The following is a 16,598-nucleotide window of genomic DNA, read 5'->3' as shown; positions in this document are numbered from 1 at the left end:
GGATATACCATGGATTACCTATCGCACAACATTGCCTTGAATTTGAACCGCATTCGCCGGGCCAAAGGGATGAGTCTGGATCTGGTGGCGGAGCAGACCGGCGTGAGCAAAAGCATGCTGGCGCAGATCGAAAAAGGCACGGCCAATCCGTCGATCGGCATTCTGGGGCGCATCATCAGCGGCCTGCGCATTGACCTGAACGACCTGACCGGCCCGCCGCCGCAGGACGCCATCCTCATCCGCATCGCGGATACCGCGCCGACCAAGGAAGTGCCCGGACAGTACACCGTGCGCACCTGCTTTCCGTTTCAGGAAAACCACCGGGTGGAGATCTACCACATCGAGCTGGCGCCGGGCGGCGTCTATCTGGCGGGCAGCCACGGCGAACGCACGCGGGAATACCTGACCGTTCGGGCCGGCACCCTGCGTCTGGAGCTGGAAAGCGGCAGCCATATCATCCAAAGCGGCGAGATCTTCCGCTTTGAGTCCAGTCAGGAGCATCGCTATTGCTGCGTCGGCCCCGACCCCTGTTCGGTATTGTGCCTGTTTCTGGAATATCAGCGTGATGTTTAATATATTGTACATCACGGCGCAAAACTGTGTTTCGGCCCGGATGCACGCGTTTTCGACAGGGTATCCGGTGTTTCGGGGGGGTGAACCCACATGTTTCCCGGCTGACACCCGAAAAATATGGGCAAATCTAATGAGCTGAAGTTGAAATATTTGTACAATATACCAAAATCTTGCCGTGCGGCTTGACACTTCTGCTCGCTTGTGTTATGGTAATCACGTTCAATATAAAGGACAAAGCAAAGGCGCTTTTCCCATGGTGGAAAAGCGCCTTTTTGTTTTGATTCCAGACGATCAGGAGGAAGAAAGAAATGAAACTCAAGGACACCGGCCGCACGGCACAGGAAATCAAGGATCTGGTCAGCAAATACATGATCGAAACCTATGAGCGTTTCGATTTTATCGCGGAAACTGCCGAAGGCATGTACCTTTATGATGAAAACGGCACCCCGTATCTGGATTTCTACGCAGGCATCGCGGTCAACTCCGCCGGCAACTGCAATCCGAAGGTGGTAGCTGCCGTCAAGGATCAGGTCAGCGACATCATGCATACCTTTAACTATCCGTACACCATTCCGCAGGCGCTGCTGGCCGAAAAGGTGTGCACCACGATCGGCATGGACAAGATCTACTTCCAGAACTCGGGCACCGAGGCCAACGAAGCGATGATCAAGATGGCGCGTAAGTATGGCGTCGAGAAGTACGGCCCGCACAAGTACAACATCGTCACCGCGAAAATGGGCTTCCACGGCCGCACCTTCGGCTCCATGTCGGCGACCGGCCAGCCGGACAACGCCTGCCAGATCGGCTTCGGCGACATGACCCCGGGCTTTACCTACGCGGAGTACAACAATCTGGAATCCTTCCGCAACGCCTGCACCGAGAACACCATTGCAATCATGGTCGAACCGGTACAGGGTGAGGGCGGCGTCCATCCGGCGACCAAGGAATTCCTGTGCGGCCTGCGCAAGCTGTGCGACGAAAAGGGCATGCTGCTCCTGCTGGATGAGGTCCAGACCGGCTGGTGCCGCACCGGCCGCGTGATGAGCTACATGCACTACGGCATCAAGCCCGACATTGTCTCCATGGCCAAGGCTCTGGGCGGCGGCATGCCGATCGGCGCCATCTGCGCAACCGAAGAAGTTGCCAAGGCATTCACCCCCGGCTCGCACGGCACCACCTTCGGTGGCCATCCGGTCAGCGCCGCAGCGGCACTGGCGGAGATCGACGAACTGCTGGACCGCGATCTGGCCGGCAATGCCGAAAAGATGGGTGACTATTTCTCTGCCAAGCTGGAAACCCTGCCGCACGTCAAGGAAGTCCGTCATCAGGGCTGCCTGATCGGCGTGGAGTTTGACGGTTTTGCCGCGGCGACCGACATCAAGCACAAGTGCCTGGACAAGCATCTGCTGGTGACCGCCATCGGCGCAAACGTCATCCGCATGGTGCCGCCGCTCATCCTGACCGAGGCTGACTGCGACAAGGCTTTCGAAATTCTCAAGGAATCCGTCGAAGAACTGAGCAAATAAAACGTCCGGAGGGCTTGGCCGGCAGGGGCCGGCCAAGGTCCTCCTGTAAAAAGGAGAACCCATGATGCAGGACTTTATTCTTACCATCGGTTGTGAGTACGGCAGCGGCGGGCCGGATATTGCCAAAATGATTGCCAAAGATCTGGGATATCCGTGCTATGACCGCGCCATCATCGATCGCATCATTGAAGAGACTGGCCTTTCCAAGGAAATGGCCGAAAAGTTAGAAGCCGGCGTGGAGGTGCGCGGCCGCAGCCAAGTGCTGCAAAACACCGCCAGCCCCAGCAAATACTCCATTTTAACTGACCGCGTGGTCTATCTGCAAACCCAGATCATCCGCAAGCTGGCCGACCGCGGCCCGTGCGTCATCGTGGGCCGGTGCAGCGACTATGTGCTGCGCGACCGCACGGATGTGCTCAATGCGTTTGTCTATGCGCCCGAGAGCGAGCGCCTCAAACACATTATGGATGTGCTCAAGGTTTCCGAAGAGGCGGCGCGGGTGCTCATCGACAAGAACGATAAGCAGCTGCACGCGCGCTACAAGCAGATGACCGGCACTTACCGCGGCGACCGGCACAACCGGCACATTTTGATCGACAGCAGTGTGCTGGGCTTTGAAAAAACTGCCAAATTCATCGAAGCGTTCGCCAAGCAGAAGTTTGGCGGCTGACACGGATTACTAACAAAGATGTTAGAATCATTCCAAACGAAGGTTCGGCATCTTTTTATTTTGCTCGAAAGGACGATGCAAAATGGAAAACAAAAAAACATCCTCGTTCGACAAGGTGCTCGGGGCATGGGATATCCTCGTGATCGCATTCGGCGCCATGATCGGCTGGGGCTGGGTGGTCTCCTCGGGCGACTGGATCAACACCGGCGGTGCCGTGGGCGCGGCCATCGGCTTTGCCATTGGCGGCATCATGATCTTTTTCGTGGGTCTGACCTATGCCGAACTGACGGCCGCCATGCCGCAGTGCGGCGGCGAGCATGTATTCAGCCACCGCGCCATGGGGCCGATCGGCTCGTTTATCTGCACTTGGACGATTGTGCTGGGCTATGTCAGCGTTGCCTGCTTTGAAGCGTGCGCGCTGCCCACCATCATCACCTATATCTACCCCGACTTCTTGCAGGGGTATCTGTATACGGTCGCCGGGTTTGATGTCTATGCCTCCTGGCTGATCGTCGCGATCCTGGTTGCCATCTTTATGACCTATGTCAACATCATGGGCGTCAAGACGGCCGCCTTCCTCCAGACGGTTCTGACCGTCATCATCGGTCTGGTCGGCATTCTGCTGATCGTCGCGTCGGTGTTCACCGGCTCGGCCGACAATCTGGAAGGTCAGGTGTTTGCCAGCGACACATCGCCTTTGCACGGCATCCTCAAAGTCGCGCTCATAACCCCCTTCTTCTTTATCGGCTTTGACGTCATCCCGCAGGCCGCCGAAGAGATCAACGTCGATCTCAAGAAGATCGGCAAGATCCTGATTCTGTCCATCGTGCTGGCCGTTGTGTTTTACGCGTTTGTCATTCTGGCGGTTGGCTATGTGCTGCCCAACAGCGAGATCATGGCTTCGCTGTCCGGCTCCGGTCTGGTCACCGCGGACGCCATGGCCAAGGCGTTCCACAGCTCCATCATGGCCAAGGTGCTGATCGTCGGCGGCATGTGCGGCATCGTCACCAGCTGGAACTCGTTCCTCATGGGCGGCAGCCGCGCGATGTACTCGATGGCAGAATCCTACATGATTCCGAAAGTCTTTGCCAAGCTCCATCCCAAGCACAAGACCCCAATCAACGCCCTGTACCTGGTCGGCCTGCTGACCGTTCTGGCGCCTTTTGCCGGCCGCAAAATGCTGGTTTGGATCGTGGACGCCGGCAACTTTGGTTGCTGCGTGGCGTATTGCATGGTGGCGGTCTCCTTCCTCATCCTGCGCAAAAAGGAACCCGATATGCCCCGTCCGTATAAGGTCGGCCCGTATAAGTTCGTCGGCGTGATGGCCGTGCTGATGTCCGGCTTCATGGTCGCCTGCTACTTGATCCCCGGCTCGGGCGCAACGCTCGTCTGGCAGGAATGGCTGATGGCCGGCGGCTGGGTCGTACTGGGCGTGATCTTCTTTGTCGTCTGCCGCGTCCGTTATAAGGAAAAGTTCGGCTCGCTGGTGGAGATCATCTCGGATGCCGACGCCGCAACGCTGCAGGCGTCCGACCGTGAACTCGACCTGGCGCTCGATAACGCGATCGAAGCTGCCATTGAAGCGGCGATTGCAACCGTATTGAATGAGGAGGCTGCCAAACAGCTATGAATAACTTTACCTACTATCTTCCGGTCAACATTGTCTTTGGCTGCGGCCGGGTTGCCGAGGCCGGCGCTCTGACCGCGCCCTACGGCAAGAAAGCGCTCATCGTCACCGGCCGCTCGAGCGCCAAGAAATCCGGCCTGTATGACCGGGTCAAGGATAGCCTTGCCGAAGCAGGCATCGATTCGGTGCTGTTTGATCAGGTTTCCCAAAACCCGCTGACCACCACCGTCGAGGAGGGCGCGCGTCTGGCGACCGAGCAGGGCTGCGACGTGGTCGTCGCCATCGGCGGCGGCTCGATCATGGACTGCGCCAAGGGCATCGCCTTTATGGCCTGCAACGACGGCGATATCAACGACTATATCTTCAACCGCAAGCAGAGCGACCGCGCGCTGCCGCTCATCCTGATCCCCACTACTTGCGGTACCGGGTCGGAGGGCAACGGCTTTGCCGTGCTCACCAACCCGGAAAACGGAGACAAAAAGAGCCTGCGCTGCGCGGCAATCATCGCCAAGGTGTCTATCGTCGACCCCGAGTGTATGCAGACCATGCCCAAGAAGGTGCTCGCGTCGGTTGGCTTCGATGCCCTGTGCCATTGCATCGAAGCGTATACCTCCAAGATCGCGCAGCCGTTCAGCGACGCGCTCAGCCTGTATGCGATTGAAGCCATTGCCGAAAATCTGGTGAACCTGTACACCGACGCGGACACCAGCGCCGAGGCCTGGGAGAAGGTCACGATCGCGTCTACCATCGGCGGCATGGTCATCAACACGGCGGGCGTCACCCTGGCGCACGGCATGGAACACCCGGCCAGCGGCCTGAAGGACATCGTGCACGGTCAGGGCCTCGCGGCGCTGACGCCGGCGGTCATCGAGGCATCCTATCCGGGCGCGCCCGACAAGTTCGCGCGCATTTCCAAGCTGCTGGGCGGCACGGACGCGGCCGACTGCGCGGCACAGGTGAAGGCGCTGCTGCAAAAGCTCGACCTGACCTGCACGCTGGGCGAGCTGGGTCTGACCGAGGCCGATATCCCGTGGATGGCGGAAAACTGCATGAAGGTTTCGGCGGCCAGCGTGGCCAACAACCCGGTGGTCTTTACGCAGGAGCAGATTGCGGACATCTATCGCAAAGCCCTGTAAGGGGGCGCGGCGTATGGAATGCAGAAACGCGACCTTAGCGGATTTTGACACCGCGTTTGCGTGGATTCAGCAGCTTTGGTCCTACCGCACCTATGACCGCGCGCAGACCGAAGCGGTCTACCGGCGGGTGCTGGCCAATCCGGACAGCTTTTTCTTCCTCCTCGAAGACCAAGGCGTCTGCCGGGGCATGTGCCACGGCGACTATTTCGACACCTTCTGGATGCAGGGGCCGACCTGCTATGTGTCCAGCCTGTTTGTCGACCCTGCCTTCCGCGGTCAGGGCTACGGCGCCGCGCTGCTGCGCCACGCCGAGCAGCTCGCGCAGGCGCGCGACTGCCGGGCGCTCATTTTGGACTCCGGCCTGCCGCGCGTGGCGGCCCACCAGTTTTACGAACATATCGGCTTTGAGAAGAGCTGCTATGGCTTTGAAAAACCCTTATAAACGGCATAGCAGCCGGGAACCCGTCTTTTGCACGGATTCCCGGCTGCTTTTGTTCGGTTTTTGCTGCGGCGGCAGGCAGCTTTTTCTCGAAAAAAATCTATTTTTATGATAAACTATTCTTATCCTATCAGGAATGGAGCGTATGGCTATGCAGATTCACCAGCTTACATATTTTGTGACCGTGGCAGAACAGGGCAGCATCAACAAGGCTGCGGAAAAACTGTTTGTGACGCAGCCCAACCTGAGCAAAGCCATCAGCAATCTGGAAAACGAACTCAAAGTGCGGATTTTCAACCGCACCAACAAGGGCGTCGTGCTGACGGACGACGGCAAAAAGCTCTATCAATATGCGCGCACCATCCTCAACCAGATGGAGCTGATCCAAGGCCTGTCCTCCAAGGAGCGCCCGCGCATCCTTTCGATTGCGTCCTATCCGATCATCACGATGGGGAGGCTGATCAGCGACTTCTATAACGCCCATAAGCAGGAGGACATCTCGCTCAAGCTGGTGGAGCAGCGTATGCAGCAGGTGATCGAAAGCGTGGAAAGCGGCGAAGCGGAAATCGGCTTTGTGATGAGCAATAACGTGCAGGCAAAGGAACTGAAGCACATGCTGCACTTTAAGAATCTGGTGTTCAACCCCTTGGGGGAGGACACTTGGTATGCCAACATCGGCCCGAACAGTCCGCTGTACATGCAAAATGAAGTGACGATGGCCGAGCTGCTGCAATATCCGATCGTCCGCCTGCCGGATGACTATTTCTCCAACCTGACCTTCTATCTGGAAATCGACGGCATCCGCCTGACCGAGCATAAAAAAGTGGTTTACGTCAGCGACAGCGCCGCCATCCTTGCGCTGCTGAGCACGACCGATGTATTCCGCTTCGGGCCGGGGCTGAGCGCGCCGGACTATGCGCGCTACGGCATCAAAACCATCCCCATCCGCAACTGCAACGTGCAGATCCATACCGGCTGGCTGCAACGCAAGCGGGAACTGCTCAGCCCCGAGGCGCAGGCGTTTGTCGAGCTGCTCAGCGGGCTGTATCCGGCACCGACAACGGCAAAATGACCGGTTTGACCGCTATAACCGGTTATGCAAAATAGTTATGACTGAATTATAACTATTTTGGAATGGACATCCGAAAGCCAACTTGCTATACTCAAAACAGAAAAGCAAAGGCGCTGTGTTTAGGCACAGTGCCTTTTCTTTTGTCCAAAAACGCCAAAATTTTACGGCATATTATATGTTTTCTGCTGTTATGTTGTATTTATAACTGCGTTATAACTTTTTCGACTTGGACAGCGGAAAATCATGCATGCTATGCTCGAAACAAGAAAGGATGAGGCACATGACACCGGTTCTGGCGCTGACTGTTTTGTTATGTATCTATGCGGCGGGAGAGCTGATCGCCCAAAAGACCAAGGCGATTTTCTCCACGGTACTCGGCATTGCGCTGCTGCTGCTCTTCGGTTTTTGGAGCGGTCTGGTGCCGCGATCCCTGATCGAGGACGCACAGGTGACCGGCTTCGGCAACGTCATTGCCGGTCTGCTGATCGCTTCGCTGGGCACCACGATCGACTTTGCCGAGCTGCGCCGCCAGTGGAAGGTCGTGCTGACCGCGCTGTTCTGCGTCTGCGGCGCCGTGGCCGCCATCATCCTGATCGGCATGCCGATCATCGGCCGCGACATGGCGGTTGCCGGCGCGCCGATCTTCGCCGGCGGCAGCGCCGCCACGCTCATCATGACCACCGCGCTGGACGAGATGGGACTGGCACAGGCCAGCACGTTCTGCATCGTGCTGTATGTCACGCAGAAATTCATCGGCGTGCCGATCGCGTCGCTGCTGCTGCGGCGCACCGCGCGGCAGTTCCGCGAAAACGCCGCTCTGGTGGCGGAATACAGCGAGCCGCAGCAAACCGATGCGGCGGCGCAAAAACGCGGCCTGCTGAGCCTGCCGCAGACGTTCGCCCGTCCTTCGGTTTATCTGGCCAAGCTCGGCATTGCCGCTCTGATCGCGTATTACCTTTCCGAACTGACCGGCGGCGTCATCCATTATTTTGTGCTTTGCCTGATCGTCGGCGCGGCGCTTTTCGCCGCGGGCTTTCTGGAAAAGGGGATTCTGGAAAAAACCAAGTCCAGCAATCTGATCACCTTTTTCGTCACCATCCTGATTTTCTCCAACCTTGCGCAAACCACCCCGCAGCAAGTGCTTTCCGTACTACCCGCGCTGCTGGTTTCCGCGGTCTGCGGCGTCGGCGGCACGCTGCTGGTCGGTTTTGTGTGCGCCAAACTGCTGCGCCTGCCGTTTGTGCTGGCGGTTTCGCTCGGCATCAGCTGCACCTTCGGTTTCCCGACCACCATGCTGATCCCGCACGAGGTCGCGGAAGCGTTCGGCCGCAACGAGCAGGAAAAGGCCGCGATACTCAATTACTTATTGCCGAAAATGCTGACAGCCGGTTTTGTCACCGTCACCATCGCCTCGGTTCTGCTGGCGGGTGTCGCGGTGCGGCTGCTGTGAGCAGAGAAAAAGGAGGATTCCCATGGAAGAAATTTTTGAACAGATCCGGCGTTATATCGACGGAAACCGCAAACCCATGCTTGCGCTTTGGGAGGAACTGGTCAACACGGAAAGCGGCTCGCGCCAACTGGACGGCGTCAATGCGGTGTGCAACATCCTGCGCCGGGAGCTAGAAAGCACGGGCGTCAAAACCCGTGTGGTTCCCATGGAAAACGCGGGCGGCGTGCTGGTCGGCGAATGGAACAGCGAAAGCCCGAAGGCGCCGCTGCTGCTGATCGGCCATATGGACACCGTGTTCAAGGAGGGCGCCGCGAAGGAAAATCCGTTCCGCATCGACGAAAACGGCTTTGCTCACGGCCCCGGCGTGCTGGACATGAAGGCCGGTCTGGTGATCGCGGTCTATCTGATCAAGGCGCTGACCGAGGCCGGTTTCCGGGATCGCCCCATCAAGTGCATCTTTGCCGGCGACGAGGAAAACATGCACATGTTCTCCAACGCCAAAGCCGTGATGGAGGCGGAAGCCGTCGGCGCGCTGGCCGCGTTCAATTTTGAAACCGGATATATGGACAACCGTTTTGTGGTCGGCCGCAAGGGCGGCGGCCCGGTTTCCATCACCGTGCACGGTATTGCCTCTCACTCCGGCATCGCGCCGGAAAAGGGCCGCTCGGCCATTTTGGAGGCCGCGCACAAAATTGAAGCGCTCGAGGCGTTCAACGACATTCCCCGCGGCCGTCTGATCAACTGCGGCAAAATCGAAGGCGGCATGGGGGAGAACACCATCCCCGACCAGTGCACGATCCACATCGGCGTCCGGTTCCCGACCACCGAGATCGCAAACGAGATTCTGGCCGAGCTCGAGCGCGTCACCGCGCACAGCACCGTGCTCGACACCTGGGCGGAGCTGGATACCAGCCGTCTGGTCAACTGCATGGATACGACCGATGGCGTCATGGCGCTGTTCGGCCATCTGAAAAAGACCGCGCTGGCCTGCGGCTTCGGCGAGATCGACTGCTTCCAGGTCGGCGGCCTGTCCGACTCGGGCATCACGGTTGCGTGCGGCGTGCCCACGGTATGCGGTATGGGCGCGCGCGGCGAGGGCAACCATACGCCCGACGAATATGCGGAAGTAGAATCCATGTTCCAGCGGTGTATTCTGGCTGCCTGCGCGGCATGCACGCTGGAAGATGATTTTACCAAGGGATAAAGAGATAAAGGAGGAAACAAAATGAAAGAGAAAACCGAAGAAAACAAGGAAAAGATCGGCATCGGTGCATGGATCGCGCTGATCGTCCTGATCCTGGTGCTTTCGGGCGCGTTCCGCACGGTGGACGGTCCGCTCAAGGTGCTGGACTTCACCAACCTGTCCGGTGCGTTCGGCCAGATCGGCGACACCGGCGCCAACCTAATCGGCTCGGGCGGCACGGGCGCCAAGGACGGCTTCATGGCCGGCTTCAACTTGATCCCCGCCGTCATGTTCTTCTGCGGCCTGCTCGGTGTGTTTGAGCAGCTCGGCGCGTTTAAGGCATCGGATATCGTGTTCCGCCCGCTGCTGCGCCCGCTGATGGGCATTCCCGGCAAGTGCGGCATCGCCTTCATCTCCAGCTTCACCGGCTCGGACGTCGCGGCCGTTATGACCCGCGAGCTGTATGAAAACGGGGAGATCACCGACGACGAACGCACGATCTTTGTCGCGTACCAATATGCCGGCTCGGCCTGCATCAACAACACCATCACCGGCGGCGCGCCGCTGGTCGCCATCTGCCCGGTGGCGCTGGGGCCGTGCATCGTGATTATGTTCGTCTGCAAGCTGATCGGCGCTAATATCGTCCGCCTGATCCTGCATGCAAAGAGAAAAAAGGCTTAAGGGAGGAGACATAACATGAGTGCAGAAGTGAAAACCGCTGTCGCGGCACAGCCTGCCGCAGCGAAAAAGCCGTCCATCGTTGATACGTTCCTCAAAGGCTGCGCCAAGGGCTTTAAAGTCGGCATTGAAAACATCACCCCGGCGATGATCCTCGGCTATGTGCTGGTTTACATCCTGCAGGAAACCGGCCTGATGGATCTGCTCGGCACGATCATGTCCCCGGTCATGGGCCTGTTCGGCCTGCCGGGCGAGGCTTTCGCCGTGCTGATCTCCGCCTTCTTCGCCAAGGCGTCCGGCTGCGCGACTGCCGCATCTATGTATCAGGCCGGCACGCTGACACTCGGTCAGGCGTCCATGATGCTGCCCGCCTGCATCCTGATGGGCACACTGATCGGCCACTATGCCCGTATCGTACTGGTCACCGGCTCGAACAAAAAGTGGCATCCGCTGCTCATCGGCATCTGCCTGCTGGATGCGGCAATCAGCCTTGTCATCATGCGCATCATCCTTGCCGCCATGGGCGTGCAGTAAGCCCCGGAAAGGAGCGATTCCCATATGTTATCCAGACGGCGCGGCCTTCAGCTGGAGGCCTTCGGCAGCATCCTGATCGTCACCGTGATGCTGGCCGACCGGTTCCTGTTCACCTTGCAGGATGGTTTTGTGCTGGCAGCCGCCATCGTTTCCGCGATCTTCCTGACCATCGGCATCCGCGTGGTCAAGCGGGCGGATGAGCAGGCGCAGCAAAACACCAAACAATAATCTATTTGCTACCACCCCATTTACATCCCTTCCTAACGCCCCGCATCGCTGGCAGACAGCGATGTGGGGTACTTTTTTGCTGGTTTTGCGGCAGACCGATGGACAGCCGTGCTGTGCCGCAGCCTGTGACACGTTTTCTGCCAAGTTACGCACACCGGAAAGCGACAAAATATGGTATACTGAGAAAAAATGGTTGGGGGTGTGGACATGCTGCTGTTCAGCGACTATCTGCATGAGCTTTTGGAGAAAAAGGGGCTGACGGTTTCGGCGCTTGCCCGGATATCCGGTGTGGAGCGGACGACGCTCTCCAAAACGCTGGCCGGACAGCGTGTTTTGCCGTATGATGCGCTCAATCATCTGGTTTATCACCTGAAGCTGACACCCGGGGAGGAAAAACGCTTTCGGAACTATTATGATGCGCAGTTTGAACAGGAAGGCAGGCGCCGCAGTCGGGAACTGGTGGGACGGGCCTTTGCGGACCTGACCAACCTGGATTTCTTCCCGCCCGCGTTTGAGGAAGTTCGTCTGCTGATGACGCTGGCACAGTACGCCGGGGAGCGATCCGTGTTTGCCGGGACGACCAATGTGCAGCCCCTGCTGCGCATGGCGCTGACCGAAGAACTGTCCCGCGCGGATGCACAGCTGCTGATGACGGTTCCGCCGTCGGATACCTTTCTGCGCGGTGAGCTTTTGCAGCGCTGCCTGAGCGGCCGGATGCGTGCGGAGATCATTCAGATCATTGCGCTGGATGCGTCCGGCGCTGCGGCAGATATCAATCTGCATAATCTGGAGTATTTTTGCAGCATGCTTCCGCTCTGCCTGCTTTCCAGGCGCAGCTATCATCCGTATTACTATTATTCCGACCGGCTTTCCGATCATTTTGCCGAGCCGTTTCCGTATTTCGTGGTCACGCACAGCTGCGTGATCTGCCTGTCGGAGGACAGCACCCGCGCCATGCTGCTGCGGGCGCCCGATCAGATCAGCGGCTTCCAGCGGCATTTTTTCTCGCTGCTTTCCCGGTGTTACAGCCTGATCCAGTATACCGCCGACCCGGTGGAGGTGCTGGCGTCCTATGATGCCATGACCGACGCGAGCGGGTTTTATATGATTATGGATCAGCCCTGCTTCGGCCGGTTTTATGACGCATCCTGCATTCGCGAGTATCTGCGCCGCGACCTGCCGTTCTACGCGCAGCTGGAGCGGGCAGCGCAGCAGCGGTTTGGGCGTCTGCGCACGGTGGAGCAGTTTTATACGCTGTTTTCGCTGCGCGGTTTGCAGCGCTTTCTGGACACGGGCATGCTGGACGATTTTCCGGAGGCCTTTGTACGGCCGTTCCCGCCGGAACAGCGTCAACGCCTGCTGACCGCTCTGACAGAGCAGATCCGCACGGGCGGCGTGCAGGGACGGCTGCTCGAACCCGGTGTGTTCCCGGATTATCTGAGCATGGTCACTTCGGCGCACGGCGGCGTCGGTTTCTTTACGACGGAAAACTTTCCGCTGCAGGATGGATTCTGTTCCATCCATGTGCAGGAGCCCAATCTGTGTCGGGCGTTCCATCATTGGCTGGTCCATCTGCCGGACGGCAGTGAAACACTGACGGCAAAGGAAACTGTTGAAACGATGGAAAAACTGCTGCAAAGGGGAGTTTCGGCCCCGTGAAGGCAGCGGAAATGCAAAACAGCTCGCTGGAGGAAAGAAAAACATGATCCCAATGCAAAAGCCAGCCTGCGCCACATGCGCAGGCTGGCTTTTTGAGAAATAGGGGTGAGATTAGATCCGTGAGATAGGGCTATTATATAGTATAGAGAGGAGTATCATTTTCTGTCAGGCAACCTGTTCGCTGAAGCGCATCAGAATGGTAGCGACTTCCGCGCGGGTTGCGTTGCCGGTCGGGTCCAGCGTCGTGCTGGTGTTGCCGGTGATCAGGCCTTCCGCATTGGCCCACTGCATTGCGTCCGTTGCATAGCTGCTGATCAGAGAAGCGTCCGCATACTTGGACAGATCGGTCTGGGCCGTCACGTCATAGTTCTTGTAAGCGGCATAGCGGAACAGGATCGCGGCCATCTGCTCGCGCATGATCGCGTCGTCCGGGCCGAAGGTGCCGTCGCCATAGCCGTTGACGATGTCGTTTGCCGATGCCCAACCGATGGCATCCGCATAATAGGCGTTCGCGGCTACGTCATCGAAGTCTGCCGCTGCGGCGGACGGTTCCTTTTCCATGCGGTACAGCATGGTGACGATCATGCCGCGGGTGGTGGTCTGCTCCGGGCTGAACGCCGTGCTGCTCGTGCCGTTCATGATGCCGTTGTCATAGACATACTGGACTGCATCCGCATACCAGGCAGACGAGGCAACGTCGGTAAACGGCAGGCCGGATACCGCGCCGGCTTCCGCAAAGGAGGCCTTGATGGTCACGCTGGAGGAGGGCATGGTGAAGGTGTACTTGTTACCGCTCAAGTTGGTCAGCTGGATGGATTTGCCGTTCTTGTCGGTGACGGTCAGCGTATTGATCGCATAGCCCTCGTTCGGCTGCACCGTGATGGTGACCGTCGCGCCTGCGGAAGCGTACTTCGGGTTGACGGTGATCGTACCGTTGGGGATGGAGGGAACCGTCACGCTGTACGCGCTCGAACCGCCGGAACCGCCGCCGGAAGTGGTCTGCTCGTCGTCCTGCCAGAGGAAATCGGATACGACGTAATCCAGCAGCTGCGACCAGGTGTACCAGTCATGCGTGCCGGGCACATTCTTTTCGGTGTAGTCGATGCCAGCCGCATCCAGCTCTGCCATCCAGTGCTTGACGCCGCTGAACGAACCGGGTGCCGAGGGATCTTGACCCCAACCAAAGTCTTCTTCACCTGCGCCAACCAGCAGCTTGGCGTCGCGGGAAACGGCGCTCAGCGGGTAAGCGTCCGGGTCTTGCAGCGTGCAGCCGCTCAGAACTGCAAAGTATCCGAAGTTGTCCGACTCATTCATGTAGATGTACGAAGTCGTGACGCCGCCCATGGACAGACCCATCATAGCGCGGTCCTCCACGTCGCGGGAAACATTATAATGGCTTTCAATATACGGAATGACATAGTCCATCAGATTTTCGCGGATGGTGGGCATATCCCAATTGTAATCCGCGGTATTATCGATGGTGACCACGATGGTCGGTTCAATGATGTCATTGGCGATCGCGTAGTCAAAAATATCCTGTACGCGGCCCTTGTTCATCCACTCGGTTTCTTCGCCGCCCATACCGTGGGACATATAGAGCGTCTTATATGCGGTGCCGTCTGCGCTGTAACCTGCGGGCAGGTAAACGCCCAGATATCTGGTGTTGCCGTTGACATCCGTGTACGGGACAAATACCACGCGGCCCTTGGCAGCATTGTCATCCTTGTGATAGTAACCGCCGTCGCCGACAACGATCATGCTCTTGCTCTGGACGTGGCCGCCGGCCGGGTTGCTGATCGAAGGATTGCCGGGGTCGTAGCTCAGATAATCCGCGGAAATCGTATAGGCTTTTTTATCCGAAAGAATGGCATTGCCGGTGGAAACCACGCTGTCCGCCGTCAGGGTGAACTTCGGGTTGACCGCATACCGGTAATAGTACGGGGAAGCGGGCAGCTTGAGGGTCACAGAATATTTGCCGTCGCCGATATCGTTCATTTTCTGTGCATAGGTCGGCTGCTCGAGTGGTGCGGTGTCATTCAGATGGCTGCCGTCGGCATACTCGTCCGGAATGATCACGCCGTCAATGGTCTTGTCGTCTGCAAGCGGCGTCAGCCACCAGTCTTCCATCTTGGCGGCTTCGGAAGCATCCGAATGTGTGTCCGTCCAGTTGGAGACATTGGTCGGGTAACGGGCAAAGCTGCCGTACAGGTAGACTTCATTGACCGGATTTGTGAGGGACAAATCGTCCGTGTCGAGCGTAAAGGTCACGTCATACAGCCCGTTTGCGTCAGCCGTATCCGAAATCGTTACGCTGGAACCGGCGGCGTCGTCCTTCCACAGGAAATCGGATACGACGTAATCCAGCAGCTGGGTCCAGGTGTACCAGTCATGCGTGCCGGGCACGTTTTTCTCGACATACTCAATACCGGCTGCGTCCAGTTGGTCCATCCAGTGCTTGACGCCGGTGAAGGTGCCGGGTTCAGAGGGGAGTCTGCTTGCCCAGCCGAAATCTTCTTCGCCTGCGCCAACCAGCAGCTTGGCGTCGCGGGAAACCTTGCTGAGCGGATACAGGTTCTCGTCTTGCAGGGTGCAGCCGCTCAGAACGGCAAAGTATCCAAAACTATTGGATTCATTCATGTACAGATACGAGGTCGTTACACCGCCCATAGACAGGCCCATCATGGCGCGGTCCTTGGCATTGCCGGATACATTGTAGTGCGATTCTACGAACGGGATGATGTATTCCATCATGTTCTTGCGGATGGTGGGCATATCCCAGTTGTAGTCCGCCGTGTTGTCCATGGTGATGACAACGGTCGGTTCGATGACGTCGTTTGCGATCGCATAATCGAATACGTCCTGTACGCGGCCCTTGTTCATCCACTCGGTTTCTTCGCCGCCGGCGCCGTGGGACATGTACAGCGTCTTGTAAGCTGCGCCGTTCGGATCATATCCTGCGGGGAGGTAAACGCCCAGATATCGGGTGTTGCCGTTGACATCCGTGTAGGGGACAAAGGATACCGTGCCCTTGGGTGCGCTGTCGTCCTTGTGGTAGTAACCGCCGTCGCCGACAACGATCATGCTCTTGCCCTGGATATGATTGCCGGCCGGATTGCTGACCGAGGGATTCGCCGGATCATAGCTCAGATAATCCGCGGTGATCGTGTAAGCCTTTCGGTCCGAAAGAATGGCATTGCTGGTGGATACGGTTTCCGCGGTGCTGAGGGTAAAGGTCGGATTAACCGCATAACGGTAGAAATACGGGGAAGCCGGCAGCTTGAGCGTCACGCTGTACAGGCCGTCGCCGACTGCGGTCATTTCCTGTGCATAGGTCGGCTGCTCGAGCGGCGCGGTGCCATCTAGATGGCTGCCGTCGGCATAGTCTTCTGGAATAATCACGCCGTTGATGGTTTTATCATCTGTAAGCGGCTTCAGCGCCCAGTCTTCCATCTTTTTGGACTCTTCCTCATTGGTGTGCGTGCTGGTCCAGTTGGAGACATTGGTCGGATACCGGGCGAAGCTGCCGTACAAATAAACATCCTTGGCGAGATTTGTCGTCGTGTCGAATCCAAGACTATAAACATCCACGGTGAACGTCACATCATACAAACCGTTCTGGTCGGCCTGCTCGGATATGGTGACACCGGGTTCATATTGCGCTTTCGTTTGTGCATCGTTTTCCGGATGCGTATCGACTGCCCCTGCAACGCCTCCGAACAAAGAGGTGGCTGTGATTATGCCGGATAATGCATAAGACAGTACCTGCTTGAAATAACTCTTTCCCATTTGAATCCTCCTTCTGTGATTCTGTCTCTTTTCTCAA

The 16,598-nt window shown here is 57.9% G+C and carries 14 protein-coding genes; 13 read left to right on the top strand and 1 reads right to left on the bottom strand.

Features of this window, described 5'->3' with window-relative positions:
• Positions 1–9 precede the first annotated feature (9 nt).
• The 13 genes from EJL02_RS03395 to EJL02_RS03335 all read left to right on the top strand — a co-directional run bounded on the left by EJL02_RS03395 (position 10) and on the right by EJL02_RS03335 (position 12,775).
• Positions 10–573 carry a helix-turn-helix domain-containing protein gene (locus EJL02_RS03395; protein ID WP_125114988.1) on the top strand — a complete coding sequence of 188 codons (564 nt, stop codon included), beginning with the start codon at positions 10–12 and terminating at the stop codon, positions 571–573.
• Positions 574–881: 308 nt separating this feature from the next.
• Entirely contained in the window at positions 882–2,099 is a 1,218-nt protein-coding gene (locus EJL02_RS03390; protein WP_125114987.1) for an aspartate aminotransferase family protein, read from the top strand.
• Positions 2,100–2,163: 64 nt separating this feature from the next.
• Positions 2,164–2,769 (top strand): cytidylate kinase-like family protein, encoded by a 606-nt coding sequence (locus EJL02_RS03385; protein ID WP_125114986.1) that lies wholly within the window; start codon positions 2,164–2,166, stop codon positions 2,767–2,769.
• 82 nt (positions 2,770–2,851) lie between these two features.
• Positions 2,852–4,399, top strand: coding sequence for an APC family permease (locus EJL02_RS03380; RefSeq protein WP_125114985.1), 1,548 nt, complete (start codon positions 2,852–2,854; stop codon positions 4,397–4,399).
• Positions 4,396–5,532: an iron-containing alcohol dehydrogenase gene (locus EJL02_RS03375; protein ID WP_125114984.1), complete on the top strand. Its 1,137-nt coding sequence runs from the start codon at positions 4,396–4,398 to the stop codon at positions 5,530–5,532. Before EJL02_RS03380 ends, EJL02_RS03375 begins: the two co-directional genes overlap by 4 nt.
• A gap of 13 nt (positions 5,533–5,545) precedes the next feature.
• Positions 5,546–5,974, top strand: coding sequence for a GNAT family N-acetyltransferase (locus EJL02_RS03370; protein ID WP_125114983.1), 429 nt, complete (start codon positions 5,546–5,548; stop codon positions 5,972–5,974).
• Positions 5,975–6,116: 142 nt separating this feature from the next.
• Positions 6,117–7,043: a LysR family transcriptional regulator gene (locus tag EJL02_RS03365; protein WP_243114386.1), complete on the top strand. Its 927-nt coding sequence runs from the start codon at positions 6,117–6,119 to the stop codon at positions 7,041–7,043.
• 280 nt (positions 7,044–7,323) lie between these two features.
• Positions 7,324–8,493 carry a hypothetical protein gene (locus tag EJL02_RS03360; RefSeq protein ID WP_125114982.1) on the top strand — a complete coding sequence of 390 codons (1,170 nt, stop codon included), beginning with the start codon at positions 7,324–7,326 and terminating at the stop codon, positions 8,491–8,493.
• A 22-nt stretch (positions 8,494–8,515) separates the two neighbouring features.
• Complete coding sequence (locus tag EJL02_RS03355; RefSeq protein ID WP_125114981.1) at positions 8,516–9,697, top strand: M20 family metallopeptidase; 1,182 nt, start codon at positions 8,516–8,518, stop codon at positions 9,695–9,697.
• A gap of 21 nt (positions 9,698–9,718) precedes the next feature.
• Positions 9,719–10,357 (top strand): nucleoside recognition domain-containing protein, encoded by a 639-nt coding sequence (locus EJL02_RS03350; protein ID WP_125114980.1) that lies wholly within the window; start codon positions 9,719–9,721, stop codon positions 10,355–10,357.
• Between the two features lie 15 nt (positions 10,358–10,372).
• On the top strand, positions 10,373–10,888 hold the full coding sequence (locus EJL02_RS03345; protein ID WP_125114979.1) for a nucleoside recognition domain-containing protein: 516 nt from the start codon (positions 10,373–10,375) through the stop codon (positions 10,886–10,888).
• A gap of 24 nt (positions 10,889–10,912) precedes the next feature.
• Positions 10,913–11,116: a hypothetical protein gene (locus EJL02_RS03340; protein WP_125114978.1), complete on the top strand. Its 204-nt coding sequence runs from the start codon at positions 10,913–10,915 to the stop codon at positions 11,114–11,116.
• Between the two features lie 207 nt (positions 11,117–11,323).
• Positions 11,324–12,775 carry a helix-turn-helix domain-containing protein gene (locus EJL02_RS03335; protein ID WP_164510257.1) on the top strand — a complete coding sequence of 484 codons (1,452 nt, stop codon included), beginning with the start codon at positions 11,324–11,326 and terminating at the stop codon, positions 12,773–12,775.
• 165 nt (positions 12,776–12,940) lie between these two features.
• Here EJL02_RS03335 and EJL02_RS03330 read toward each other — a convergent pair whose 3' ends face one another.
• Positions 12,941–16,561 (bottom strand): alpha/beta hydrolase-fold protein, encoded by a 3,621-nt coding sequence (locus EJL02_RS03330; RefSeq protein WP_125114976.1) that lies wholly within the window; start codon positions 16,559–16,561, stop codon positions 12,941–12,943.
• Between the last annotated feature and the right edge of the window lie 37 nt (positions 16,562–16,598).

The organism is Agathobaculum sp. Marseille-P7918, assembly GCF_900625105.1.
Lineage (GTDB): Bacteria > Bacillota > Clostridia > Oscillospirales > Butyricicoccaceae > Agathobaculum.
The sequence above is the reverse complement of the archived record's forward strand: the minus strand, read 5'-3'. Positions and strand labels throughout refer to the sequence as shown.

Bases quoted from the DNA above. Each gene is read 5' to 3' on its own strand.
- EJL02_RS03395 (WP_125114988.1), top strand. From the start codon at position 10: ATGGATTACCTATCGCACAACATTGCCTTGAATTTGAACCGCATTCGC.
- EJL02_RS03390 (WP_125114987.1), top strand. From the start codon at position 882: ATGAAACTCAAGGACACCGGCCGCACGGCACAGGAAATCAAGGATCTG.
- EJL02_RS03385 (WP_125114986.1), top strand. From the start codon at position 2,164: ATGCAGGACTTTATTCTTACCATCGGTTGTGAGTACGGCAGCGGCGGG.
- EJL02_RS03380 (WP_125114985.1), top strand. From the start codon at position 2,852: ATGGAAAACAAAAAAACATCCTCGTTCGACAAGGTGCTCGGGGCATGG.
- EJL02_RS03375 (WP_125114984.1), top strand. From the start codon at position 4,396: ATGAATAACTTTACCTACTATCTTCCGGTCAACATTGTCTTTGGCTGC.
- EJL02_RS03370 (WP_125114983.1), top strand. From the start codon at position 5,546: ATGGAATGCAGAAACGCGACCTTAGCGGATTTTGACACCGCGTTTGCG.
- EJL02_RS03365 (WP_243114386.1), top strand. From the start codon at position 6,117: ATGGCTATGCAGATTCACCAGCTTACATATTTTGTGACCGTGGCAGAA.
- EJL02_RS03360 (WP_125114982.1), top strand. From the start codon at position 7,324: ATGACACCGGTTCTGGCGCTGACTGTTTTGTTATGTATCTATGCGGCG.
- EJL02_RS03355 (WP_125114981.1), top strand. From the start codon at position 8,516: ATGGAAGAAATTTTTGAACAGATCCGGCGTTATATCGACGGAAACCGC.
- EJL02_RS03350 (WP_125114980.1), top strand. From the start codon at position 9,719: ATGAAAGAGAAAACCGAAGAAAACAAGGAAAAGATCGGCATCGGTGCA.
- EJL02_RS03345 (WP_125114979.1), top strand. From the start codon at position 10,373: ATGAGTGCAGAAGTGAAAACCGCTGTCGCGGCACAGCCTGCCGCAGCG.
- EJL02_RS03340 (WP_125114978.1), top strand. From the start codon at position 10,913: ATGTTATCCAGACGGCGCGGCCTTCAGCTGGAGGCCTTCGGCAGCATC.
- EJL02_RS03335 (WP_164510257.1), top strand. From the start codon at position 11,324: ATGCTGCTGTTCAGCGACTATCTGCATGAGCTTTTGGAGAAAAAGGGG.
- EJL02_RS03330 (WP_125114976.1), bottom strand. From the start codon at position 16,561: ATGGGAAAGAGTTATTTCAAGCAGGTACTGTCTTATGCATTATCCGGC.